Source organism: Serratia sp. CoH_134_PS_4, assembly GCF_058190535.1.
This window is the reverse complement of the sequence record NZ_JBXWKI010000009.1, coordinates 56,820-79,341: the sequence shown is the minus strand read 5'-3', so window position 1 is coordinate 79,341 and position 22,522 is coordinate 56,820. Positions and strand designations below refer to the sequence as shown.

Below are 22,522 nucleotides of genomic sequence, written 5' to 3'. Positions count from 1 at the left end.
TGAGATTTCCCATTTTCATGTCATTTGGGCAGTTTATAAACAACCGCGCGGTAGTATAAAGGCAAGCCTGCAACATGGATATGTTCTTTTATCATCTGACGATATGGAGGTCGGGCGAAATATGTTCACTCAAGCATGGCAGGTGGGGCTGGATATACAAAGCCACTGCGTTCGCGCGCTGGCGGCCCAGCGCCGCCGGCATGGCTGGCAACTGCGTCACTGGTGGCAACAAACGTTGCCACAACCGGTGCTGCGTGAAGGTTGTCTTGTGCAGACCGATGCATTAATTCAAGCACTGCGACAATGGCGAGTTCAGTTACCAAGACATATTTCCTTACGCATTGCTCTGCCCGCACAACGGGTTTTACAGCACAGCTTGCCGTTGCCGGATGCCAGGCTAAAAGAACCCGCACGTGGCGACTACATCACCAGTCAGGGGCTCAAACAGTTCCCACTGGATAGCCAAACACTGGCGCTGGACTACCGCTGTTCACCCTCAGATCCGACCACGCTGCTGCTTACCGCGGCACGTCAACAGGAATTGCAACAATGGCTGCATTGCCTGCAGCAAGCCAATTTACAGCCACAGGTGGTGGATATCACACCTTGCGCGCTGCGCATTATGGCGGCAGCGGCAGGGCTACCGGCCAATGCCGGTCTGCTGCATCGCCTCGACCAAGAATGGCTGTGGGCCACCCCGCAACGTGCCGCCTATGGTCTTGTGTCGGCGGGGGAGGCGGACGGCGCGCGCCAGGCTCTGGCGGCAATGCATGCTGCCAGCCCATCATGCGGTGAACATCAGATTTACTATAGCAGCGTAATAGATGAGCAACCGCCGTCAGGGTGCGTGCCGTGGTCGCCGTTCAGTGCCTTTAGCCAGCTCCGGCCCCCGTTACCCCGCTTGCCGGCGGCATTCGTCTTGGCGGGCGGTCTGGCGCTGCGTGGAGGAGATAGCTGATGTACCAGGTGAATCTTTTGCCCTGGCGCATACAGGTTCAGCGTCGGCGCGGTGCCTTTTGGCTGCGCGTGTTTGCGCTGCAATGGGCGCTCATGCTGGTTGTGTTGACGGTGATTATGGGTTTGCTGCGTCAGCAACAGGTACAGCGGCATGAGGCACTGTTGGTGTTGGTCCGCCAGCAAGCGGAGCTGACCGACCGTCATCAGCGCTTGCAACAGGCGATGGCGCGCCTGTCCCGTTTAACCGCGCTTGCGGAACAGCACGATAAGAACCTGGCATATAACCGACGTTATCTGCGGTTGTTACAGCAATTCTCAACGCTGTTGCCCTCATCGATGTGGCTTATTGCATTTGAGAGCAAGGCGCAAAACATCAGTCTGCGGGGGCTCAGCCGCCGTTATGAGGCGGTGGTTCAGTTTGAGCAGCAATTGGCAACAGTGCCGTTATTGCAGAGTTACCGTCTGGCAGACGTGGCGCGGCGCCAGGATGGCCTATTTTCATTTGCGTTGGTCGCGCAATGGAGCCGCCGGGATGACTAAGCCACCGCCGCGTTGGATGGCGAGATGGTCGAGCCTGCCGCGGGGCTCGCTGCTGGCGATACAGGGGCTGGTGCTGAGTGGGCTGGGACTGTTGTTTGTCCTGTTGCTGCAGGGGGAATGGCAGCAGTTGGAACAGACCGCGATAGAGCATCGGCGGCTCACACAACGCATTGAATTGTTGTCGGAACAGGTGGCTCGCATGCCAACGCTTGAAGCGGTGCACCAAAATCTTCAACAGATCATACAGCGACCAACCCCTCAGGGGGATTTGATGGCGGTTTTGCAACGCGTCGGTGCGGAGCTGCAACGCTGGCACCAGCAAGAGGGTTCGTCGCAGCGAATGCTGAGGCTGCATCTCAATTACGACAGGTTATTAATACTGTTGGAGAACTTACCTGCCCAACTGCGCCTTGCTGAAATGTCCGTTGAAGCGCAGGCGGGGAGGCTCACCACGCATTTTACTTTTCAGGACGCGGCGTTGGCAGAGGCTACGGCGTTGAATATCAATGAATAAACGCTGTGTAGTCTGGTTGTTGTTACTGCCGCTGGGGTTAATGGCGCAGCAGCGGGATCCCTTTAGCCCATTGCCCTTGTCAGGCTGCGTGTCAGCGGCCGAGTCACCGGCGAGTTGGCAATTGAAGGGGACCATCGGGCTGGGGGCATTGCGCCATGCCTGGGTTATCACCCCCAGCGGGCAATGGTTGCGGTTGGCGCCTCATCAAACCTTGCTGGCTGGGCGTTGGCAGGTGGATAAGGTGCAGGCAAAACGATTAACCCTAAAACGGGAAGAGGTCGAGGTAGATGCTGAGTGCCCGGCCACGGAGAATACGGTGGTGTTGGTGCTGGGAACCCCTCATAAGGAAGAAAAAAAATGAAAGGATGCCGTTGGGTGGGAGTGTTGTTATGGGGGGCGGCCATTACGGGTGCCGCACAGGATCAAGGCCCTATCTCGTTGGCGTTTCAGGATGCACCGGTTACCGTCGTGTTACAGGCGTTGGCAGATTACCGGCAACTGAATGTGGTTACTGCTGTGGGTGTGGAGGGCAATCTGACGGTGAGGCTGGATAACGTGCCCTGGCAGCAGGCATTGGCCGTGATCCTGCGTATGGGGAAGCTGTCGATGACCCTGGAGGGCAATGTCATGATGGTGCACCCAGAACCCAATGAGCAGGAGAAGCAGCGACAACAACAAGCCTTGGCACAAAAACAGCCACTGCACAGCGTGACTCTGCCGTTGAGCCATGCTGATGCCACTGAGGTTGCCGCAAGCCTGAACGCCCAGGACCGTATGTTACTGAGTGAGCGTGGTAGCGTGGTGGCGGACAAGCGCACCAATGCGGTGTTGGTTCGCGATACTGCGTCGGTTGTGGCGCTGTTAACGCAGCGTATTGCGGAAATGGATGCACCGTTGGCACAGGTACAGCTAGCGGCGCATGTCGTCACCATCAATAGCGAGAGTTTGCGTGAGCTTGGCGTGCGCTGGGGCCTGGCACCGGATGAAAAACCGGCGACATCCTGGCGGATGAACGGCTTTAATGTCAATTTGCCGCTGGAACGTAGTGCACTCAGCGCCGGTTTTCACCTGGCTCGGATCGGTGGGCGTCTGTTGGATTTGGAACTGATGGCACTGGAGCAGGAAAATCGGGTGGAGATCATCGCCAGCCCGCGTTTGCTGACGGCGAACTTGCAAACTGCCAGTATTAAACAAGGCACGGAAATCCCCTACGAGGTGAGCAGTGGCTCCACCGGGGCAACCTCGATGGAGTTCAAAGAGGCCGTTCTGGGCATGGAAGTCACGCCGAGAATTTTGCCCAACGGGCGAATCACCCTGACATTGCACATCAGCCAGAACATGCCCGGACGCTCAATCAGCCGTGCTGCAGGCGAGACACTGGCAATAGATAAACAGGAGATCAAAACCCAAGTGACGCTAAAAGACGGAGAAACCGTGGTTTTAGGCGGTATTTTTCAACGTCATAGTGCTCAGGGGGCGGACAAAGTGCCCGGTATGGGTGATGTGCCACTGCTGGGATCCTTGTTTAAACAAAGCAGCAAACAGCATAAAAGGCGCGAGCTGGTGATATTTATTACTCCGACATTGATTAAGGCCTGAGCGGCAAGGTGCCCGGTTTGGTGAAAATCGCCTAAAGTTGATGAGCAGATGCACTTTTTTATCACCTTGGGGGCATCTGCGTTTGACGCTGCGGCCGATTTAGCTTACAAGGGTTACCGAATTGAGCACCGAGGTTTTTTTGTTAGCGCCAAGACGCCGTTAAAAACGTATGGTTTCCCTCCTGCGGCGTGGATTGCGATTTATTCGGTTGCCAAACTACCAAGAGTGTTGAGATAATTTTCCGTCTGATCTCGCACTATCGTTCATGAGGTTTCAGTTTAGGTCCCGCCGCTGATTTGATTGGCGGGGCGGGTTAACATTAACGAATTGTCTTAGTAATACCGAAAAACATGGCAGAGAAACGCAATATCTTTCTGGTTGGGCCTATGGGTGCCGGCAAAAGCACTATTGGCCGTCAGTTAGCTCAGCAACTCAATATGGAGTTTTTCGACTCCGATCAAGAAATTGAGCGACGTACCGGAGCTGACGTGGGCTGGGTATTCGACGTGGAAGGTGAAGAAGGTTTCCGCGATCGTGAAGAAAAAGTCATTAATGAACTGACGGAAAAGCAAGGCATCGTGCTGGCTACCGGAGGTGGTTCGGTTAAATCGCGTGAAACGCGTAACCGTCTGTCTGCCCGTGGCGTGGTGGTGTACCTGGAAACCACTATCGAGAAGCAGTTAGCCCGTACTCAGCGCGACAAAAAGCGTCCGCTGTTGCAGGTTGATTCTCCTCCGCGTGAAGTGCTTGAAGCGCTGGCGAAAGAGCGTAATCCGTTGTACGAAGAAATTGCAGATGTCACCATCCGCACCGACGATCAAAGCGCCAAAGTGGTTGCCAACCAGATTATCAACATGCTGGAAAGTAACTGATTGCGGTTTCCGTGTTCGCCACGGCAAATGCGGAAAGACTGATTGTGTTCCCCGCAGTAGCGGGGATAAACCACATTGAGAACTGAGCGCGACATGGAGAGAATTACCGTAACGCTTGGGGAGCGCAGCTACCCGATTACCATAGCCGCCGGATTGTTTAACGATCCGGCTTCTTTTATGCCGCTGAAGTCAGGTGAACAGGTCATGCTGGTCACCAACCAAACCCTGGCGCCACTCTATTTGGACCACGTCCGGAAGGTGCTGGAGCAGGCTGGCGTCATGGTGGATCAGGTGATTTTACCTGATGGCGAACAGTATAAATCCCTTGCCGTGCTTGAGCAGGTGTTCTCGGCACTGTTGGAAAAGCCGCACGGTCGTGATACCACGCTAATCGCCCTCGGGGGCGGCGTGGTTGGCGATCTTACCGGCTTTGCCGCCGCCTGTTATCAGCGTGGTGTCCGCTTTATTCAGGTTCCTACCACGCTGCTGTCGCAGGTGGACTCTTCCGTTGGCGGTAAAACCGCCGTCAATCATCCGCTCGGTAAAAACATGATCGGCGCGTTCTATCAACCGGCTTCTGTGGTGGTTGATTTGGATTGCCTGAAAACCTTGCCGGCGCGTGAACTCTCCTCGGGTCTGGCAGAAGTGATCAAGTACGGGATTATTCTCGATCGCGATTTCTTTGTCTGGCTGGAAAACAATATCGATGCATTGATGGCGTTGGATATGCAGGCACTTGCCTATTGTATCCGCCGTTGTTGCGAGCTGAAGGCCGAGGTGGTTGCTGCCGATGAACGCGAAAGCGGTCTGCGTGCGCTGCTGAATCTGGGTCATACTTACGGCCATGCGATCGAAGCCGAAATGGGCTATGGTGTATGGTTGCATGGGGAAGCCGTTGCTGCCGGTATGGTCATGGCGGCGGAAACTGCGCACCGTCTCGGGCAGTTCAGTGCCGACGATATTGAACGTATCAAAGCACTGTTGTTGCGCGCGGGTTTGCCGGTGTGTGGTCCGCAGGAAATGGCGCCGGAATCCTATCTGCCGCATATGATGCGTGATAAGAAGGTACTGGCCGGTGAACTGCGCCTGGTACTGCCGACGGCTATTGGCCAGGCGGAGGTCCGTGGCGGAGTGGGGCATGAAACGGTGCTTGCTTCGATCGCAGCTTGCCTTCCTGAACGGACTGTCTAAGTAAATCGGACGAAGTAACAGTGGCTTAGCCGCCGTTTACATCTATATTAATTAATGTGCAAAGCATGACTGGCGTCGCTTTGCCATGATCGGGTTAATCTGCTCGTGCCACGGTAGGTCTACAGTGGTGGGCTTTTGCCTCTAGTTGGAGGGTTTCAGATGGATGAGTTTAAACCGGAAGACGATCTCAGACCTGATAGCAGCGATCGTCGTCCTGCACGTTCGCGTAAACCGGCTCCGGGACCACGCTTTGCTGTTTCACGTCAGCACTTAATGATTGGTATCGGTATTCTGGTGTTGCTGTTGCTGATTGTCGGTATTGGTTCAGCGCTGAAGGCGCCAACCAAGCACGAGGCGGCACAGGAAGGGGCACAGAATGGCGCAGCCAAGGACATCAACCTGTCGGGCTCGTCGTCGCTGACTGCCGGTAATACCGGTGTGCCAGGCGGTACCACTGACACCAATGACAATAACGGCGTGAGCAGCACGTCTCAGCCGCAAACGGTCAACGTTCCACCTATCTCCAGTACGCCGACGGAAGCGCAACCGCAGCCAGCGCAGGGCGGCGCGCAACAGCGTGTTGATCTGCCAGGCAATATGTCGGATGCACTGTCAGCGCAGCAGGGCCAGGTTGATGCGGCGACGCAGGGCATGAGCGGCCCGATGTCAACGCTGCCGACAGCACCGGCTACCCTGATGAACGGGGCTGCGGCGAAAGAAGCTGCACGCCAAGTGCAGGGCACGGCGCCACAGCAACATAAAGTACCGGCGAAAAACGTCAGTAAGCCAGCGGCTACGGCCACACAGCATAAAACGCCAACCACGGTGTATACGCCAGCGCCAGCATCCTCCAGCAAAGCGGGGGCAGCGAGTGCGAAAGCGGGCACGGTAAGCGGCAATGGTGGCTCACTTCAGTCTGCACCGGCGAGCCATTATACTCTGCAACTGAGCAGTGCCTCGCGCTCCGATACGCTTAATGCCTACGCCAAGCAGCAGAAGTTGCAGCATTACCTGGTGTATTCAACCCAGCGTAACGGCAAACCTTGGTATGTACTGGTAAGCGGCAACTATGCCTCTTCAGCAGAAGCGAAGCGCGCAATCGCGACGTTGCCTGCGGATGTTCAGGCGAAAAAACCTTGGGTCCGGCCTGTAGGTCAGGTTCAACAGGATCTGAAAAAGTAACCCGATAGATTTCAAGCTGCGGCCAGGCGGCAAGAGCAGAAATTTCAGGCATTGTAAGGGCGCAGCATGCTGCGCCCGTGTTAATCGGCGGGTACCTGTTTACTCGTAACAGATGACTGAAGTGGCCTGCGGACAGGTCGAATAACTGTGCGTGGCCAATGATGCTGCGGCTTGAAGGATGAAGGGTATCAATCACTTAAATTTGTGCGCTGATGTGCTGTCTGAAACAGAGTACAATCCGCCGCTCTGAATTGTATAATAAGTAGCTAATTGACGGCATGAAGAAAAACCGCGCTTTTTTAAAATGGGCTGGTGGAAAATACCCGCTGGTGGACGAGATTCGTCGTCATCTACCAGCAGGCGACTGCTTAATCGAGCCCTTCGTGGGTGCGGGTTCAGTCTTCCTGAACACAGAATACGACGCCTATATTCTCGCCGACATCAACAGCGATCTTATTAATCTGTATAACATCGTTAAGCTACGTACGGATGACTTCGTGCGTGATGCCCGCCTTCTTTTCACCGATGAATTCAATAAGTCGGATCAGTTTTACCTGCTGCGCGCAGAGTTTAATACGAGTAACGATCCTTACCGCCGTGCGCTGCTGTTTCTTTATCTGAATCGCCACTGTTACAACGGTTTGTGCCGATATAACCTGCGTGGTGAGTTCAACGTTCCATTCGGACGTTACAAGAAACCGTACTTCCCTGAGGAAGAGTTATATTGGTTCGCTGAAAAATCCCGCAACGCGACTTTTGTCTGTGAGCATTACCGCGATACCATGGCAAAAGCTGAGCGCGGTACGGTGGTGTATTGCGATCCGCCTTATGCGCCACTCTCGGCGACGGCGAATTTTACCGCTTACCACACAAATAGCTTCAGCATGGCGGACCAGCAGAGCCTGGCGTTGATGGCGCATCAGCTTTCGGTAGAAAGCCAAGTGCCCGTATTGATTTCCAATCATGATACCGAGTTGACGCGTGACTGGTACCAGCATGCATCGTTGTACGTGGTGAAAGCGCGGCGTACCATCAGCAGAAATATTCTCGGTCGCAGCAAAGTGAATGAGCTTTTGGCGCTGTATCGCTAAGCCGGGAACACCCCGGTGTATTTACCCCAGGGATTTCGAGTCGCGGCCAACAAGGTTGTGGCTTGAAAAACGAGGGGTATAACGATTCGAACCCTACGTTTGGAGAGAGCGGATGAAAAAATTTTTGATTGCCCCGTCCATCTTGTCAGCAGACTTTGCCCGCCTGGGTGAGGACACTGCTAATGTGTTGGCCGCTGGTGGCGACGTAGTGCACTTTGACGTGATGGATAACCATTACGTCCCCAATCTGACGATCGGGCCAATGGTTTGTCAGGCGCTGCGTGACTACGGCATTACCGCACCCATTGACGTGCATTTGATGGTAAAACCGGTCGACCGCATTGTGCCGGACTTTGCCGCAGCAGGTGCCAGTTACATCTCTTTCCATCCGGAAGCCTCCGAACACGTCGATCGTACAATCCAACTGATTAAAGAGCACGGCTGTAAAGCCGGTCTGGTCTTTAACCCGGCAACGCCGTTGAGTTACCTTGATTATGTGATGGACAAGGTCGACGTGATTTTGCTGATGTCGGTCAACCCAGGGTTTGGCGGGCAGTCGTTTATTCACGGCACCCTGGATAAACTGCGTCAGGTGCGCAAGTTGATCGACGAAAGCGGCCGCGATATCCGTCTGGAAGTGGATGGCGGCGTCAAAGTCGATAATATTGCCGAGATCGCTGCGGCAGGCGCAGACATGTTTGTTGCGGGCTCCGCTATCTTCGGTAAGCCGGACTACCGCCGCGTGATTGATGAAATGCGCAGTGAATTGGCAAAGGTGACACATGGCTGATTTCGGCGCGATCCGTGCGCTCGCCTTTGATCTTGATGGCACCCTGGTCGACAGTGCCCCAGGGCTTGCCGCCGCTATCGATTTGGCGTTAGCAGAAATGGGTCTGCCGCAGGCGGGTGAAGCGCGGGTCGGCACCTGGATTGGTAATGGCGCCGACGTGTTGGTGCAACGTGCACTGCGTTGGGCCGAAGTTGAAGCCACACCGGAACATTGCCTGCAACTGCGCGCGCGTTTTGACCATTTTTACGCACAAACGGTCGACAGCGGCAGCCGCCTGTTTCCACAGGTAAAGGAAACGCTGGCGAGTTTGGCCGCGCAAGGTTATCCAATGGCTCTGGTGACGAATAAACCTACGCCGTTTGTTGCGCCGTTACTGACCGCATTGGGCATTATCGATTATTTCTCGCTGATTATCGGCGGTGATGATGTGGTAGAAAAAAAGCCGCACCCCGCACCGCTGTATCTGGTTCTTGGCAAGCTTGGCTTGCGCGCCAACGAGCTGCTGTTCGTCGGCGATTCCCGTAACGATATTCAGGCTGCACAGGGCGCAGGCTGCCCAAGCGCCGCGCTGACCTACGGTTATAACTACGGCGAAGCTATTGCCCTGAGCCATCCCGACCGCGTGTTGGAGCGCTTTGCCGACTTGTTGCCCGCTCTTGGGCTGTCCTCTTTAGAGAATCAGGAATTTTAAACATGAGTAAGCCCATCGTATTTAGCGGCGCGCAGCCGTCCGGCGAACTGACTATCGGCAACTACATGGGTGCGCTGCGTCAGTGGGTTAAGATGCAGGACGATTACGACTGCATCTATTGCATCGTCGATCTGCACGCCATCACCGTACGCCAGGACGCAGACAAGTTGCGCAAGGCTACGCTGGATACGCTGGCGCTGTATCTGGCTTGTGGTATTGATCCGCAAAAGAGCACCATCTTTGTGCAGTCGCACGTACCGGAGCACACGCAACTGAGCTGGGTGTTGAACTGCTACACCTACTTCGGCGAACTGAGTCGCATGACTCAATTCAAGGACAAGTCCACGCGTTACGCCGAGAACATCAACGCCGGTTTGTTCAGCTACCCGGTGCTGATGGCCGCAGATATCCTGTTGTACCAAACCAACCAGGTACCGGTCGGTGAAGACCAGAAACAGCACTTGGAGCTGAGCCGTGATATCGGTCAGCGTTTCAATGCGCTATACGGTGATGTGTTCAAAGTGCCGGAGCCGTTTATTCCTAAGTCTGGCGCTCGCGTGATGTCGCTGCAAGAACCGACCAAGAAGATGTCCAAGTCGGACGATAACCGCAATAACGTTATCGGCCTGTTGGAAGATCCGAAAGCAGTGATGAAGAAGATCAAGCGTGCGATGACCGATTCCGAAGAGCCACCGGTAGTCCGTTATGACGTGGCGAACAAGGCGGGGGTGTCTAACCTGTTGGATATCCTTTCCGGCGTGACCGGCAAAAGTATCGCCCAGTTGGAAGCCGAGTTCGAAGGCCAAATGTATGGTCACTTGAAAGGCGCTGTGGCTGAAGCGGTATCCGGTATGTTGGGTGAGCTTCAGGAGCGTTATCACCGTTTCCGCAACGACGAAGCCCTGTTGCAACAGGTGATGCGTGACGGCGCGGCCAAAGCGCGTGCGCGTGCACAGGAAACCCTGGCGAAGGTTTACCAGGCTGTCGGGTTTGTGTCACCGCAGTAATCCTTGGTGAAAAAAAGAAAAGCGGCCATTGGCCGCTTTTTTTACGTATGGGGCTAGGCCATCTGGGCCAGCGGCGGTGCGAGTTCTTGGCTGGAGAACCAATTCAGCTTGCTACGCAGGCTCACCACGCTGCCGACAATGATTAAACTTGGGCTGGCAGCCTGTTGAGCCAAACTTCCCAGTTGGCTCAATGCCCCTTCGATCACCCGCTGGCGGCAGGACGTTCCGTTCTCAACCAGCGCAACTGGGGTTGAGGCAGGCATGCCATGTTCGATCAGTTGCTGTTGGATGTCTGCCGCCTGAGTCAGACCCATATAAAACACCAGCGTTTGTTGCCCGGCAGCCAGTGTTGACCAATCTAGCCCGCCGTCGCGCTTGGCGTGGCCAGTCACTAACCGTACGCTTTGCGCATGGTCTCGATGAGTGAGAGGAATACCGCTGTAGGCTGAACAGCCGGAGGCGGCAGTAATACCGGGCACTACGGAGAACGGAATATTGGCTGCCGCCAGCGTTTCCAGTTCTTCACCACCGCGTCCAAAGATAAACGGATCACCGCCTTTCAGCCGTACAACACGTTTACCCAGCTGTGCTTGCTCCAACAGGATTTGATTGATTTGTTCCTGCGGCACGCAATGGTGGCCCGCACGCTTGCCAACGAAAATACGTTCAGCATCGCGGCGTACCAGCGTCATAACATCATCAGAGACCAGCCGGTCATAAACCACCACGTCAGCCTGCTGGATTTGCTGCAGGCCTTTCAGCGTCAGCAAACCTGCATCGCCCGGGCCAGCCCCCACCAACACCACTTCGCCGTGATCTTGCGGTTGATGGTTGAACAACGCCTCGATCTGCCGTTCCGCCAGTGCTGCGTCATTATTGGCCAGCGATTGTGCGAGGCGATCATGGGCAAAGAGCTTTTCCCAAAAACGACGGCGAGAACCCATGTCGCTGAAGTGCTTTTTCACCCGCTGACGCAATGAACCGCCCAATTGCGCCAACTTACCCAGATGTTGGGGCAGAACCGCTTCCAGCTTTTCACGTAGCAGACGTGCCAGCACCGGCGCTTTGCCGCCGGAGGACACTGCGACCATAATAGGTGAGCGATCGATAATCGACGGCATGATAAAGCTGGCGCGCTTAGGATCATCCACCACGTTGCAGAACACCCGTTGTTGGTTGGCGCATTGATACACGAGTGCGTTGACCTCGACCCGATCGGTAGCGGCGATCACCAGCCATTTCTCTGCCAGCAATGCCGCACTAAATTCGCCCTCTGACAGCGTAACCTGTCCTTGCGCGGCCCACTCATGAAACTGTGGGGTGAATGTGCAGGCATTGACGGTCAGTGCTGCACCGGCGTCCAGCAGCAGGCGAGCTTTGCGTTCGGCAATCTCACCGCCACCGACCAGCAGGCAGGCTTTGTGTTGCAGTTGGCAGAAAATTGGCAGGTAGTCCATCGGCAATCCTCGGGGCAATCAGCAGAGGGGCGCAAGGCGCCCCAAAAATGTTACGCGGTCTGACGTGTTGCCGCTTTTTCGGTTTGAGGTCGTTCGGCACGCGGTGTGGCATACCAGTAACCCAGGCCCATCAGCACAGAGCCGGACACAATATTACCCAATGTCACCCACAGCAGATTATGGCCTATTCCGCTCAGGGTGTAGGCGTCGCTGTGATGGCCGAACCAGGACAGGGCAAACAGCGTCATGTTGGCGACGGAGTGTTCATAGCCGGACGCAATGAAGGCCAGCAGACACCACCAAATAGCGATGAACTTTGCGGCACCCTCAACGCGAATCGCCATCCAAATTGCCAGGCAGACCAGCCAGTTACATAGCACACCCTTAAAGAATAAGACCTCTGCCGGCGCGGTGGTTTTTGCCAACGCTGCGGTATGCACCAGGCTGGTGTCCACTGGCAGCAGGCTGCCCCCGCCGTAGTAGTACATCAGCGCGACCAGCACTGAGCCCAACAGATTGCCCAGCCAGGTTTGTGGCAAAACTGCCCACATCTGACTTTGGCGTATGGTCCCAGCTTTGACGCCTAACGTCAGGAACATGGTGTGGCCAGTGAACAGCTCGGAACCGGCGATGATCACCAGAGTCAGTGCGATGCCGAAGGTGGCCCCCATCACCAGCGGTCGGATGGACGGGTCGACCAGATTGCCGAGTGTGAAAATAAGAATGATGCCGAGGCCGACGTAGGCCCCGGCCATCGCCGAGCTGATCCAAAAGCCCAGCGGGCTGTGTTTCGCCAGCCTGACGATCCGCGCTGCGTTGGCGGCGCATTTGTTGATGGTATCGGTGAACATGCTGCTTCCCCTGAGGTTAAAGTAAAAAAATCAGGCCGCGACCTGCACCATGCCGTCCAGAACCCGGCTGGTGAAATGCGCAACGGAGCGACTGTCATCTTCCAGGCAGTAGCCGTCGTGCAGGCGGAAATGTTGTTTTTTGAGTGGGCTGGCAACCCACAATTCCCCCTGATGCTCGGCGATCAGGCCGCGTGATAACACGCTGGCCTGGGCAAAGGGGTCAATATTGCTAATAGCAAAGACCTGTTCGTCATCGTAAGGGCGAAATATCGCGACCTGCTGGTCGCCGATCAGGGCACATACGCCGGTACCGGGCAGGATATCGGTGATGGGGCAAAGGGTTATCCACTGGCTCATGCGTTGTTCTCCTCAGCTTCCAGTAAGGTGACAGGGATACGTTCATCTGGACGCGCTGGCCGATGCTGTTCGCGCTCGGCGACGACCTGGATGTTCGGATCACGCAGGTTGCTGTTGATAAAGTGGGAGAAACGCACCTGGGATTCCGGGTGCTCAACGGTTTCTTTCCATTCGCAGATCACCGCATCGCGCAGGCGGGCGATCTCGGCTTCCAGTTGCGCGTTGATGCCCAGCTTGTCGTCAATGATCACTTTGCGAAGATAATCGATGCCGCCTTCCAGGCTTTCCAGCCATACCGACGTACGCTGCAGCTTATCGGCGGTGCGAATATAGAACATCATGAAGCGATCGAGGTAATGCTCCAGCGTCTCGCTATCGAGGTCCGCCGCCAGCAGGTCGGCGTGGCGTGGTTTCATGCCACCGTTGCCGCACACATACAGGTTCCAGCCGTTCTCGGTGGCGATAATGCCGACGTCTTTGCCCTGAGCTTCAGCACATTCGCGGGTGCAGCCAGAAACGCCAAACTTCATTTTGTGCGGGGTGCGAATGCCTTTGTAGCGGTGTTCCAGCTTGACGCCAAACCCGACGCTGTCGCCGACGCCAAAGCGGCACCAGGTACTGCCGACGCAGGTTTTCGACATACGCAATGCCTTGGCGTAGGCATGTCCGGTTTCAAAACCGGCGGCAATCAGTTTGCTCCAGATGGCTGGCAGGTCATCTTTCTGCGCGCCGAACATGCCGATACGCTGGGAGCCGGTCATCTTGGTGTACAGATTATATTCCTTGGCGATCTGGCCAACGGCCATCAGCCCGTCCGGTGTGATTTCGCCACCGGCGGAACGTGGGATCACCGAGTAGGTACCGTCTTTCTGGATATTGCCGAGGAAGTTATCGTTGGTGTCCTGCAACGGCGTATGCTGCGGTTTGAGCACGTACTCATTCCAGCAGGAAGCCAACAGCGAGCCGACGGTCGGTTTACAGACTTCGCACCCGTAGCCCTTGCCGTACTTGGTTAGCAGTTCATCGAAGGATTTAATGCCTTCGACGCGGATCAGGTGGTAAAGCTCCTGACGCGAATAGGCGAAGTGTTCGCACAGGTGGTGATTAACCTCGATGCCCTGTTTGCTCAGCTCGGCGTTCAGCACCTGTGTGATCAGTGGAATACAGCCGCCACACCCGGTACCGGCTTTGGTTTCGGACTTGATCGCCGCGACGGTGTGGCAGCCCATGCTGACTGCTTTGATAATGTCGCCTTTGCTGACGTCGAAACAGGAGCAGATTTGGGCCGTTTCCGGCAGTGAGTCGACGCCGATAGCCGGTTTGCTGCCCGCATGCGCTGGCAAGATCAGGCCATCCGGATTTTCTGGCAGCTCGATGGCGTTAAGCGCTAATTGGAGCAAATTGCCATAATCGCTGGTGTCACCGACCAGCACCGCGCCAAGCAGGGTTTTGTTGTCTGCGCTGACCACGATGCGTTTATAAACTTCTTTGCTCTCATCCAGATAAACGTAGCTACGAGAGCCTTCGGTACGACCGTGAGCATCACCGATGCCGCCGACGTCGACACCCAGCAGTTTCAGCTTGGCGCTCATGTCTGCACCCAGGAAGGTGTTTTCACGGCCCAGGAGATGGTCGGCCACGACCTGCGCCATTTTATAGCCAGGAGCGACAAGACCGAAGGTACGCTCACGCCATGACGCACATTCGCCGATGGCGTAAACGTCTGGATCGGACGTCTGGCAGCTGTCGTTAATCACGATGCCACCCCGGCGTGCGGTCGCCAGGCCGCACTGGTGAGCCAGCTTGTCCTGGGCCCGGATGCCGGTGGAGAAAACGATAAAGTCGACTTCCAGCGCGGTTCCGTCGGCAAACTGCATGGTCTTGCGTGCTTGTTCCCCGCCGTTGATGATTTCCTGGGTATTTTTACCGGTATGGACTTTTACGCCCATACGCTCGATCTTGCGACGAAGTTGATCGCCACCCATCGGGTCGAGCTGCTCTGCCATCAGTACCGGCGCGAACTCAATGACGTGGGTTTCTACACCCAGGCTTTTCAATGCGCCTGCAGCTTCCAATCCCAGCAGGCCCCCACCGACGACCGCACCGCGTTTGCTGCGGCGTGCGCAGGCTTCGATGGCGTTCAGATCTTCAATTGTGCGGTAGACGAAACAGTCCTGGCTTTCGGCGCCTTTGATCGGCGGTATCCACGGGTAAGAACCGGTGGCCATGATCAGCTTGTCGTAGTACACCGTACGGCCGGTGTTGGAGTGAATGACTTTTTCGCTGCGGTTGATGGTAATGGCGCGCTCGCCAACCAATACCTTAACGCCCTGTTTTTCGTAAAAGCCTTCACGCACTAACGAAAGCTCTTCGGCAGTGTGGTGAGAGAAATAAGAAGACAGGTGAACGCGATCGTAAGCGATACGCGGTTCTTCACAAAATACGGTAATGTCGAACTGGTCTTTGTCTGCTTTTTCCAACAGATCTTCTATGAATCGGTGGCCGACCATGCCGTTCCCGATGACAGCAAGTTTGACTCTGCTCATTATTGCCTCAAAATTCTGGTTTCCTAGGGTTACCTTATTCTTCCCAACGGGCAATTTATTGATGCAAATCAATCGTCCCTCCATATACCTCTAATGTGGTATATAGATGATTTTTATCGATATTTGATAAGTTGCGGTTTTTATTCATCTTTAGCTGAAACGAGCCAGTTGATACGAATTTTACTCATTTGGGAGTAATGGTGGGGGGAGCCACCCCAAGGCGGCTTTGTCAGTATGATCCGCTACCAGTATGATGAAGAAAACAGGTTGGAACAGCAGAGGTGAAGGGTGGCCAAGAGTCCATTAAAGTTTATCGATAACCTGCGATTAAGCGGGCATGAAGGTCTTTGGCAACTGGCCATTGAACAGGGGCGCATCGCCCATATCGTGCCGCAGCCGGAAGGGCCGGAGTGGCGAAGTGATGTGCTGGATGCGCAGGGTGGGTTGGCGATGCCGGCATTTGTTGAACCGCATATTCACCTGGATACGACCCAAACAGCCGGACAGCCGACCTGGAACCAGTCTGGTACCCTGTTCGAAGGCATTGAACGCTGGGCTGAACGCAAGGCGCTGCTCACCCATGAAGACGTTAAGCAACGGGCCTGGCAGACGCTGAAGTGGCAGATCGCCAATGGCGTGCAATATGTGCGTACTCACGTTGACGTCTCGGATCCTACCTTGACGGCGTTGCGAGCGATGCTGGAAGTGAAGCAAGAGGTCGCGCCCTGGGTCACTTTGCAGATCGTCGCTTTTCCGCAGGAGGGCATCATGTCTTATCCCAACGGAGAGGCGCTGTTGGAAGAGGCACTGCGGCTGGGGGCTGACGTGGTGGGGGCCATTCCACACTTTGAGTTCACCCGTGAATACGGCGTGGAGTCGTTGCACAAGGCGTTTGCCCTGGCGCAAAAGTACGATCGGCTGGTGGACGTGCATTGTGACGAGATTGATGATGAGCAGTCACGCTTTGTTGAAACCGTCGCCGCCCTGGCGCTGAAGCTGGGTATGGGAGCCAAGGTGACGGCTAGCCACACCACGGCGATGCATTCTTACAATGGTGCTTACACGTCGCGGCTATTCCGCCTGCTGAAAATGTCCGGCATCAACTTTGTTGCGAATCCGCTGGTGAATATTCACTTGCAGGGGCGCTTCGACAGCTACCCTAAACGGCGTGGTATTACCCGGGTGAAGGAGATGCTGGAAGCAGAGATTAATGTCTGCTTTGGTCATGACGACGTGTTCGATCCCTGGTATCCGCTGGGTACCGCCAACATGCTGCAGGTGCTGCACATGGGGCTGCATGTGTGCCAACTGATGGGGTATGGCCAGATAGACGACGGATTGAAGTTGATCACCAGCCACAGTGCGCGGACTTTGCACCTGACGGATTACGGCTTGGTGGCAGGCAACAGTGCCAATCTGGTGATCCTGCCTGCAGAAAGCGGGTTTGATGCCGTGCGCCGGCAGACGCCAGTGCGCTATTCGATACGTGAAGGGGCGGTGATTGCCGAAACCCAGCCAGCGGAGACAACGTTGTACCTGACGCAGGATGAGAAGGTGGATTTCCGGCGCTAAGGTGCAGACTGAACTGATAAAAAAGGGCGCCGAGGCGCCCTTTTCACATCAGGGTAGCAGATTAGTGCGTTACGTGGCCGTGGCTGCGGTGCTTGGTCACGAAACCGAGCAGCAGACACATCACGAATACCGCCAGGTAGAGGCCGTTAGCGGTAGTGAGCGCCGCGTGCGCGCCACCTTTTGCGACAATCGGGCCGGTAACCACGAAGGTCAGCATGGTGCCGATGGTGCCGCAGGTCAGGATGAAGTTAACCAGTTTCGGTGAGGAAACCTTGGTCTGCAACGAGCCCAGTGTGATCAGCGTGGTATAGATCGCACTTGAAACGAAGCCCAGCGCCATAATGTAGTAGCCCAGGTGTTCCGGGTTGTCGGTGCTGACGAACAGGTACATTGCGCCAGTCGCCAACGCGGCCAGAATGGTGACGATGCGCTGCAAATCAAAGAAGCGCAGGATAAAGCTGAACACCCACATACCGACCATGTACGACGTCCAGAAGTCGCTCACCAGTTTACCTGCCTGGCTGATATCCATCCCGAAGGACTTGGTGGCGTATTCCGGTACCCACTGAATGAAGCCGAGCTGACCGAGGATGTAGCACAGTGCGGCGATCGACAGGAATAACACGCCGATACCCCATTTTTCTTTCGCTACCGGCTGACCCGCGTCGGCGCCTTTGTTGCCCAGTACCGGGAATTCGGAGAACAAGGCCAGCACAAAGATGCCTACGTACAGCAGGCCGATACAGGCGTATACCCAGTACCAACCAATCTGGCGCGCCAGCAGCATTGCGGCGACAATCGGGAAGATCATCCCCGCCATACTGAAGAAGGAATCAGTGAACAGTAGACGTGAACCGCGTTGACGGCCCGCGTACATATGGGTAATCAAGAAGGTGCCTATCGACATGGTGATACCGCTGACCACACCCAAGATAAACATGCATAACGAGAACATGGTTAAGCTTTTGCTCACCATCAGTCCTGCGACAGCCAATACCATCAAGATAAAGCCAAACATCAGTTGGCGTTTCAGCGGGATAATTTCCATCAGCCAGGCATTAAGGAAGATCGAAATCAAAATACCGGCGTTGAGAAAGGTAAACGTATTACTCATGCTGGAAACCGGCAGATTAAAGTACTCTGCAATGTTTCCCATCACCATCCCTGTGACGATAACTAAAGCACCGGTCAGCGCGTAAGAAAAATAGCTGATCCAGGTAAGCCGTAGACGGTTGCTGTCATTCATTATATAGGCCTGATTATGTCTGTTAGGATTACTCCCGTCGCCTTTCAAACCGCAGCGTGGTTGCCTGCGTCCATTGATCCCAGTCACCGTAGGGGGCGAATAAATTCGCCCCGATTAACACGGGCGCTGCATGCAACACCCCTACAATACCAGGGGATAAATGCACTGGGCACTTGGCTGCAATTTGAAATTCATAGGGTATAACGCTGGATTAAGGCCGCTGGTTTTTCCTGGCAAAAGCAGAAAAAAGTCCCGATCAAGCCACCAGGGAGCGGATCCTAGCACAGACAACGGGAGTTTTTGTGATGGCTGTCGATTTTTTGATGCAATCAATGAAAGCTGCTGAGATATTTTTGTGATCTATTTGCTTGCCGTCACGATCGAATCACGGCTGATGACTTTTGGCGAGAAGTGCGCACCGGCGGTGGTCGGGTCAATCAACAGACGTGCAGCGTACTGCGCCATTTCGGTAATGGGGAAATGTACGCTGGTCAGAGCAGGCCGCACGAAGGGCGCGCGTTCACCGCTGTCATAACAAATTAATGAGATATCTTGCGGTACCCGCAAACGGTGCTCGTTGATCGCCAATAAAGCACCTATAGCCATCTCTTCGTTACAGCAATAGATTGCGGTCGGGACAGTTTCCATTTGCAGCAGCTGGTCGGCGCAACGATAGCCACTTTCAAGATCGTAGAGCCCTTCGACGCAGGCGACCGGTTTGATATGTGCGGACTGCATCGCTTGTTCAAAACCGTCGAGCCGCAATCGGCTGGAAGGGCGGTCTCGCGGCCCGCTGATACAGGCGATATGTCGGTGACCAGCATCGATCAACTGCTGTGTTGCCATTTGGCTGGCGCGTGGATGATCGAAGGTGACGCAGCGGTCTTCCAGGCCAGGCACCAGACGATCGAGCAGCACAAAGCGGCGTTGCTCTGTCGCCAATTGGCGCAGTTGGTCATCGCTGAGAAAGCGTACGTGCAGGATCACGCCATCACAGCGCAGGCTGAACAGCCGCTGAATCGCCTGCCATTCATTTTCCGCACTGTTACGCCCCTGGGTTACCAGCAGTTGTTTGCCGTGAGATTCGGCTTCGGTTTGGACGCAGTCCATCAGTGCGCCGAAGAAGCCGCCACGATACGAGGTGGTGACCAGTCCCAAGGTATTACTGTGGCTGGAGGCCAGCGCACGGGCGGCAGGATTGGGGGTGTAGCCGAGCTGAGTCACCGCGCGCTCAACCTTCTCGCGGGTTTGCCCTTTAACGTTGGTATCGCCATTCACTACGCGTGACACGGTGGCGCGGGACACGCCTGCCAAAGCTGCGACATCTTCCAGTGTCACCATCATCCGACTCCTGATTACGGCAAAAAACGGGTCCGGCGAACCGAACCCCGACATACTCGTTATAGCAATCTATCAGCGACTCTGGCTTGCCAGACAGTTATTTGAACTGCGGCAGATAAGGCGCATTCACCGCCAGCACTTCATCCAGCAGGGGTTGTGCCACGTTAGCATTGCCTACCAGTGGGTTGGTAACCAGCGCCAACAGAGCGCTACGTCGGCAGCCATGTACGGCAGCGTCGATGGTCAGACGTTCATAGGCTTTGACCTGCTGGGTTAGCGCGTGCATGGCGTCTGGCAAGGTACCAAACGTCAGCGGATGTGCGCCCTGCGCATCGACGATACAGTTAGTTTCTATCACAGCGTCGTCTGGCAAACCGCGAATAGCGCCACGGTTTGCTGTATTGACGACTAATTGCGTACCGAGATTATTATGGATCGCACGGATAAGCTCCAGCGCGACTTCTGAATAGTATGATCCGCCACGGAAACTGAGCTGCTCCGGTTTGCTGTCGAGATGTGGATCGGCATACAGTTCAAACAATTCTTTCTCTACTTTCATCACCTGCTCGGCGCGGGTGCCGCGTTCGGCCGCTGCGGCAATTTCTTCGGCCAGCATCTCTTTGGTCTGATAGAAATAGCGGTGATACGGGCATGGGATCGCACCGACGGCACGCAGGAAATCAGGCTGCCACGGCTCTTCCTTGATGTTGTTCATCGTCAGAGCGGCACCGTCGCACAGCATGTTGATGACCTGGTCGGTCACGTCGAGACCGTTTTGCGTAACCTGATGTACCCACACCATATGATTGAGGCCGGCGAACTGCAGCTGTACTTCGCTATAAGGTGCCTTCAGCATGTTGGCGATCATGTGATGCATGCTGATCGGCACGTTGCACAGGCCGATAATTTTCGCTTTGGTATAACGAGAGACCGCTTCAGTGACAATGCCGGCAGGGTTGGTAAAGTTGATGATCCAGGCATCGGGTGCCAATTTTTCTACTCTGCGTGCAATATCCAGCATGACTGGAATGGTGCGCAGCGCTTTGGCAAAGCCACCAACGCCGGTGGTTTCCTGGCCGATAAGATCATATTTCAGCCCTAAACGCTCGTCGGCGGCGCGTGCCGGCAGTTGCCCGACGCGGAACTGCGTCAATACGAAGCTGGCTCCGCGAATCGCGTCATCGAGCTCGAAATGCACGCTAACCTTCACTTGCTCTAACCCGTGGCGTGCCAACATGCGTTGGGTCAGTGCGGCAATGATTTCTACTTTCTCACGCCCAGGCTCAACGTCTACCAGTGCCAATTCAGTCACCGGCAGCTCTTCGATACGTTGGATCAACCCATCGACCAATTCAGGTGTATAGCTGCTGCCGCCGCCAATAACAGCGATTTTCAACGCGTTCATGCGCGAACCTCCAACTGGGCCTGACGGCGGTACAGTTCAATCATGTCGTCCGCCAGATCCTGGATCACCATGGCATTCATCAAATGATCTTGGGCATGAACGGTGATCAGGTTGATAGTCAGTTTGCCGCAGCCTTCGTCCAGACCGATCAGCTGGGTCTGAATACGATGGGCTTTTTTTACCGATGCTTTGGACTCGGCCATATGCTTGGCCGAGGCGGTAAAGTCGCCGGCACGCGCTTGCTGTAGCGCCATCAGCGCACTGCTGCGGGCACCACCGGAGAACACCAGCAGCTCCATGATGGTGCTTTCAAAATCGGGGCTGATTTCAGTTTCAGTCATCAATTCACTCACATTATTTCTCCAGTTATTGCGCGACAGTCATGCCGGCGGATAGTCATTGTTTTCAGTGTCGCCTCAAAATGAGAGCGCTCTCATTTGTTTAGATTAACCAGAATGAGAAACGAAACCGGGAGTTGTGTCGCAAAAAGTGACGAAGGGGTAAAAAGGGCAAAAAATGCGTGATGCGGTTGGCAAAAAGGTCTAAGGCGATCATACTTTTGGCAGTAAATTTCGGGGGTGACTGAGATATATCCCACAATTACGTAAATATAGGTAAATGGCTGGCACTCGCAGGTGCAGCTCTTTAGAATCAAGGCGCTTTTCCGTTGTTTGTCTCCCAGAGAAAGGACCCGTTAATGTTCAAACGTACTTTAGTGACCTTCGTTGCGCTGTGTTCCCTGACAGCAATGGCGCCCGCTGCGTTCGCCGCCGGTGAAACTCATGTCATGCTGACCACGTCGGCAGGGAATATCGAACTAGCGCTCGACAGTCAGAAGGCTCCGGTTTCCACCAAGAACTTCGTCGACTACGTGAACAGCGGCTATTACAACAACACCGTTTTCCACCGCGTGATCCCGGGCTTTATGGTTCAGGGCGGTGGCTTTACTGCGGATATGCAGCAAAAATCAACCCAGGCGCCAATCAAGAACGAAGCGGATAACGGCCTGCGTAACCTGCGCGGCACCATTTCGATGGCGCGTACTGCCGACAAAGACAGCGCTACCAGCCAGTTCTTCCTGAATGTGGCGGATAACGCCTTCCTGGATCACGGCCAACGTGATTTCGGCTATGCGGTGTTCGGTAAAGTGATCAAAGGTATGGATGTCGTGGATAAAATCTCCCAGGCACCCACCGGTAACGTTGGTCCGTACCAGAATGTCCCGAGTAAGCCTATCGTCATTCTGTCCGCAAAAGTGCTGCCATAATGATTTTGCGCCGGCCCCAAGCGGGCCGGCTGCGTTGCTTTCCCCT

The 22,522-nt window shown here is 55.2% G+C and carries 22 protein-coding genes; 14 read left to right on the top strand and 8 right to left on the bottom strand.

Annotated features, from left to right (window positions below; translation table 11 throughout):
* Positions 1–121 precede the first annotated feature (121 nt).
* The 12 genes from pilM to trpS all read left to right on the top strand — a co-directional run bounded on the left by pilM (position 122) and on the right by trpS (position 10,434).
* Positions 122–958 (top strand): type IV pilus biogenesis protein PilM, encoded by an 837-nt coding sequence (pilM, locus tag AC2FCQ_RS15475; RefSeq protein WP_490308663.1) that lies wholly within the window; start codon positions 122–124, stop codon positions 956–958.
* Complete coding sequence (locus AC2FCQ_RS15470; protein ID WP_490308662.1) at positions 958–1,497, top strand: PilN domain-containing protein; 540 nt, start codon at positions 958–960, stop codon at positions 1,495–1,497. The genes pilM and AC2FCQ_RS15470 overlap by 1 nt, the downstream gene beginning before the upstream one ends.
* Entirely contained in the window at positions 1,490–2,011 is a 522-nt protein-coding gene (locus tag AC2FCQ_RS15465; protein ID WP_490308661.1) for a hypothetical protein, read from the top strand. Before AC2FCQ_RS15470 ends, AC2FCQ_RS15465 begins: the two co-directional genes overlap by 8 nt.
* Positions 2,004–2,372 (top strand): DNA utilization family protein, encoded by a 369-nt coding sequence (locus AC2FCQ_RS15460; protein ID WP_209639136.1) that lies wholly within the window; start codon positions 2,004–2,006, stop codon positions 2,370–2,372. Before AC2FCQ_RS15465 ends, AC2FCQ_RS15460 begins: the two co-directional genes overlap by 8 nt.
* Positions 2,369–3,610 carry a DNA uptake porin HofQ gene (hofQ, locus tag AC2FCQ_RS15455; RefSeq protein WP_490308660.1) on the top strand — a complete coding sequence of 414 codons (1,242 nt, stop codon included), beginning with the start codon at positions 2,369–2,371 and terminating at the stop codon, positions 3,608–3,610. Before AC2FCQ_RS15460 ends, hofQ begins: the two co-directional genes overlap by 4 nt.
* A gap of 350 nt (positions 3,611–3,960) precedes the next feature.
* On the top strand, positions 3,961–4,482 hold the full coding sequence (gene aroK, locus AC2FCQ_RS15450; protein ID WP_004391482.1) for a shikimate kinase AroK: 522 nt from the start codon (positions 3,961–3,963) through the stop codon (positions 4,480–4,482).
* A 93-nt stretch (positions 4,483–4,575) separates the two neighbouring features.
* Positions 4,576–5,673 (top strand): 3-dehydroquinate synthase, encoded by a 1,098-nt coding sequence (aroB, locus tag AC2FCQ_RS15445; RefSeq protein WP_490308659.1) that lies wholly within the window; start codon positions 4,576–4,578, stop codon positions 5,671–5,673.
* Between the two features lie 159 nt (positions 5,674–5,832).
* On the top strand, positions 5,833–6,855 hold the full coding sequence (locus tag AC2FCQ_RS15440) for an SPOR domain-containing protein (RefSeq protein WP_209639130.1): 1,023 nt from the start codon (positions 5,833–5,835) through the stop codon (positions 6,853–6,855).
* Between the two features lie 278 nt (positions 6,856–7,133).
* Positions 7,134–7,946, top strand: a complete 813-nt coding sequence (dam, locus tag AC2FCQ_RS15435; RefSeq protein WP_209639128.1) for an adenine-specific DNA-methyltransferase — start codon at positions 7,134–7,136, stop codon at positions 7,944–7,946.
* A gap of 112 nt (positions 7,947–8,058) precedes the next feature.
* The gene (gene rpe / locus AC2FCQ_RS15430) at positions 8,059–8,736 is read left to right on the top strand and encodes a ribulose-phosphate 3-epimerase (protein ID WP_490308658.1); all 678 of its coding nucleotides are present in this window, start codon (positions 8,059–8,061) and stop codon (positions 8,734–8,736) included.
* Complete coding sequence (locus AC2FCQ_RS15425; RefSeq protein ID WP_209639124.1) at positions 8,729–9,427, top strand: phosphoglycolate phosphatase; 699 nt, start codon at positions 8,729–8,731, stop codon at positions 9,425–9,427. The genes rpe and AC2FCQ_RS15425 overlap by 8 nt, the downstream gene beginning before the upstream one ends.
* Positions 9,428–9,429: 2 nt before the next feature.
* Positions 9,430–10,434 carry a tryptophan--tRNA ligase gene (gene trpS / locus AC2FCQ_RS15420; RefSeq protein ID WP_209639122.1) on the top strand — a complete coding sequence of 335 codons (1,005 nt, stop codon included), beginning with the start codon at positions 9,430–9,432 and terminating at the stop codon, positions 10,432–10,434.
* A 53-nt stretch (positions 10,435–10,487) separates the two neighbouring features.
* Here the strand turns inward: trpS and cysG are convergent, their stop codons facing one another.
* Genes cysG through nirB form a run of 4 tightly spaced genes read right to left on the bottom strand, consistent with a single transcriptional unit; the run spans position 10,488 to position 15,645 of the window.
* The gene (cysG, locus tag AC2FCQ_RS15415) at positions 10,488–11,891 is read right to left on the bottom strand and encodes a siroheme synthase CysG (RefSeq protein ID WP_490308657.1); all 1,404 of its coding nucleotides are present in this window, start codon (positions 11,889–11,891) and stop codon (positions 10,488–10,490) included.
* A 50-nt stretch (positions 11,892–11,941) separates the two neighbouring features.
* A complete protein-coding gene (gene nirC / locus AC2FCQ_RS15410; RefSeq protein WP_209639118.1) occupies positions 11,942–12,742 on the bottom strand; it encodes a nitrite transporter NirC in 801 nt (266 codons plus the stop codon).
* Between the two features lie 30 nt (positions 12,743–12,772).
* A complete protein-coding gene (gene nirD / locus AC2FCQ_RS15405) occupies positions 12,773–13,099 on the bottom strand; it encodes a nitrite reductase small subunit NirD (RefSeq protein WP_265556026.1) in 327 nt (108 codons plus the stop codon).
* Positions 13,096–15,645, bottom strand: a complete 2,550-nt coding sequence (gene nirB, locus AC2FCQ_RS15400; protein ID WP_209639114.1) for a nitrite reductase large subunit NirB — start codon at positions 15,643–15,645, stop codon at positions 13,096–13,098. The genes nirD and nirB overlap by 4 nt, the downstream gene beginning before the upstream one ends.
* 288 nt (positions 15,646–15,933) lie before the next feature.
* On the opposite strand from nirB, the gene AC2FCQ_RS15395 reads away from it, so the two are divergent.
* Positions 15,934–17,217 (top strand): cytosine deaminase, encoded by a 1,284-nt coding sequence (locus tag AC2FCQ_RS15395; RefSeq protein ID WP_209639112.1) that lies wholly within the window; start codon positions 15,934–15,936, stop codon positions 17,215–17,217.
* A gap of 61 nt (positions 17,218–17,278) precedes the next feature.
* Here AC2FCQ_RS15395 and tsgA read toward each other — a convergent pair whose 3' ends face one another.
* The 4 genes from tsgA to AC2FCQ_RS15375 form a co-directional block, all read right to left on the bottom strand.
* The gene (tsgA, locus tag AC2FCQ_RS15390) at positions 17,279–18,463 is read right to left on the bottom strand and encodes an MFS transporter TsgA (protein WP_209639110.1); all 1,185 of its coding nucleotides are present in this window, start codon (positions 18,461–18,463) and stop codon (positions 17,279–17,281) included.
* Between the two features lie 360 nt (positions 18,464–18,823).
* Entirely contained in the window at positions 18,824–19,804 is a 981-nt protein-coding gene (locus tag AC2FCQ_RS15385) for a LacI family DNA-binding transcriptional regulator (protein ID WP_209639462.1), read from the bottom strand.
* 97 nt (positions 19,805–19,901) lie between these two features.
* Complete coding sequence (locus tag AC2FCQ_RS15380) at positions 19,902–21,209, bottom strand: 6-phospho-beta-glucosidase (RefSeq protein ID WP_209639107.1); 1,308 nt, start codon at positions 21,207–21,209, stop codon at positions 19,902–19,904.
* The gene (locus tag AC2FCQ_RS15375) at positions 21,206–21,550 is read right to left on the bottom strand and encodes a PTS lactose/cellobiose transporter subunit IIA (RefSeq protein WP_209639460.1); all 345 of its coding nucleotides are present in this window, start codon (positions 21,548–21,550) and stop codon (positions 21,206–21,208) included. The genes AC2FCQ_RS15380 and AC2FCQ_RS15375 overlap by 4 nt, the downstream gene beginning before the upstream one ends.
* A 356-nt stretch (positions 21,551–21,906) precedes the next feature.
* Between AC2FCQ_RS15375 and ppiA the strand changes: the two genes are divergently transcribed.
* The gene (gene ppiA, locus AC2FCQ_RS15370) at positions 21,907–22,476 is read left to right on the top strand and encodes a peptidylprolyl isomerase A (protein ID WP_037424983.1); all 570 of its coding nucleotides are present in this window, start codon (positions 21,907–21,909) and stop codon (positions 22,474–22,476) included.
* Positions 22,477–22,522: the final 46 nt, after the last annotated feature.

Coding starts and splice junctions, on each gene's coding strand:
- AC2FCQ_RS15465 (WP_490308661.1), top strand. CDS start 1,490: ATGACTAAGCCACCGCCGCGTTGGATGGCGAGATGGTCGAGCCTGCCG.
- nirB (WP_209639114.1), bottom strand. CDS start 15,645: ATGAGCAGAGTCAAACTTGCTGTCATCGGGAACGGCATGGTCGGCCAC.
- AC2FCQ_RS15380 (WP_209639107.1), bottom strand. CDS start 21,209: ATGAACGCGTTGAAAATCGCTGTTATTGGCGGCGGCAGCAGCTATACA.
- aroK (WP_004391482.1), top strand. CDS start 3,961: ATGGCAGAGAAACGCAATATCTTTCTGGTTGGGCCTATGGGTGCCGGC.
- AC2FCQ_RS15385 (WP_209639462.1), bottom strand. CDS start 19,804: ATGGTGACACTGGAAGATGTCGCAGCTTTGGCAGGCGTGTCCCGCGCC.
- AC2FCQ_RS15375 (WP_209639460.1), bottom strand. CDS start 21,550: ATGACTGAAACTGAAATCAGCCCCGATTTTGAAAGCACCATCATGGAG.
- AC2FCQ_RS15425 (WP_209639124.1), top strand. CDS start 8,729: ATGGCTGATTTCGGCGCGATCCGTGCGCTCGCCTTTGATCTTGATGGC.
- trpS (WP_209639122.1), top strand. CDS start 9,430: ATGAGTAAGCCCATCGTATTTAGCGGCGCGCAGCCGTCCGGCGAACTG.
- cysG (WP_490308657.1), bottom strand. CDS start 11,891: ATGGACTACCTGCCAATTTTCTGCCAACTGCAACACAAAGCCTGCCTG.
- pilM (WP_490308663.1), top strand. CDS start 122: ATGTTCACTCAAGCATGGCAGGTGGGGCTGGATATACAAAGCCACTGC.
- aroB (WP_490308659.1), top strand. CDS start 4,576: ATGGAGAGAATTACCGTAACGCTTGGGGAGCGCAGCTACCCGATTACC.
- dam (WP_209639128.1), top strand. CDS start 7,134: ATGAAGAAAAACCGCGCTTTTTTAAAATGGGCTGGTGGAAAATACCCG.
- hofQ (WP_490308660.1), top strand. CDS start 2,369: ATGAAAGGATGCCGTTGGGTGGGAGTGTTGTTATGGGGGGCGGCCATT.
- nirC (WP_209639118.1), bottom strand. CDS start 12,742: ATGTTCACCGATACCATCAACAAATGCGCCGCCAACGCAGCGCGGATC.
- AC2FCQ_RS15470 (WP_490308662.1), top strand. CDS start 958: ATGTACCAGGTGAATCTTTTGCCCTGGCGCATACAGGTTCAGCGTCGG.
- ppiA (WP_037424983.1), top strand. CDS start 21,907: ATGTTCAAACGTACTTTAGTGACCTTCGTTGCGCTGTGTTCCCTGACA.
- AC2FCQ_RS15460 (WP_209639136.1), top strand. CDS start 2,004: ATGAATAAACGCTGTGTAGTCTGGTTGTTGTTACTGCCGCTGGGGTTA.
- AC2FCQ_RS15440 (WP_209639130.1), top strand. CDS start 5,833: ATGGATGAGTTTAAACCGGAAGACGATCTCAGACCTGATAGCAGCGAT.
- rpe (WP_490308658.1), top strand. CDS start 8,059: ATGAAAAAATTTTTGATTGCCCCGTCCATCTTGTCAGCAGACTTTGCC.
- tsgA (WP_209639110.1), bottom strand. CDS start 18,463: ATGAATGACAGCAACCGTCTACGGCTTACCTGGATCAGCTATTTTTCT.
- nirD (WP_265556026.1), bottom strand. CDS start 13,099: ATGAGCCAGTGGATAACCCTTTGCCCCATCACCGATATCCTGCCCGGT.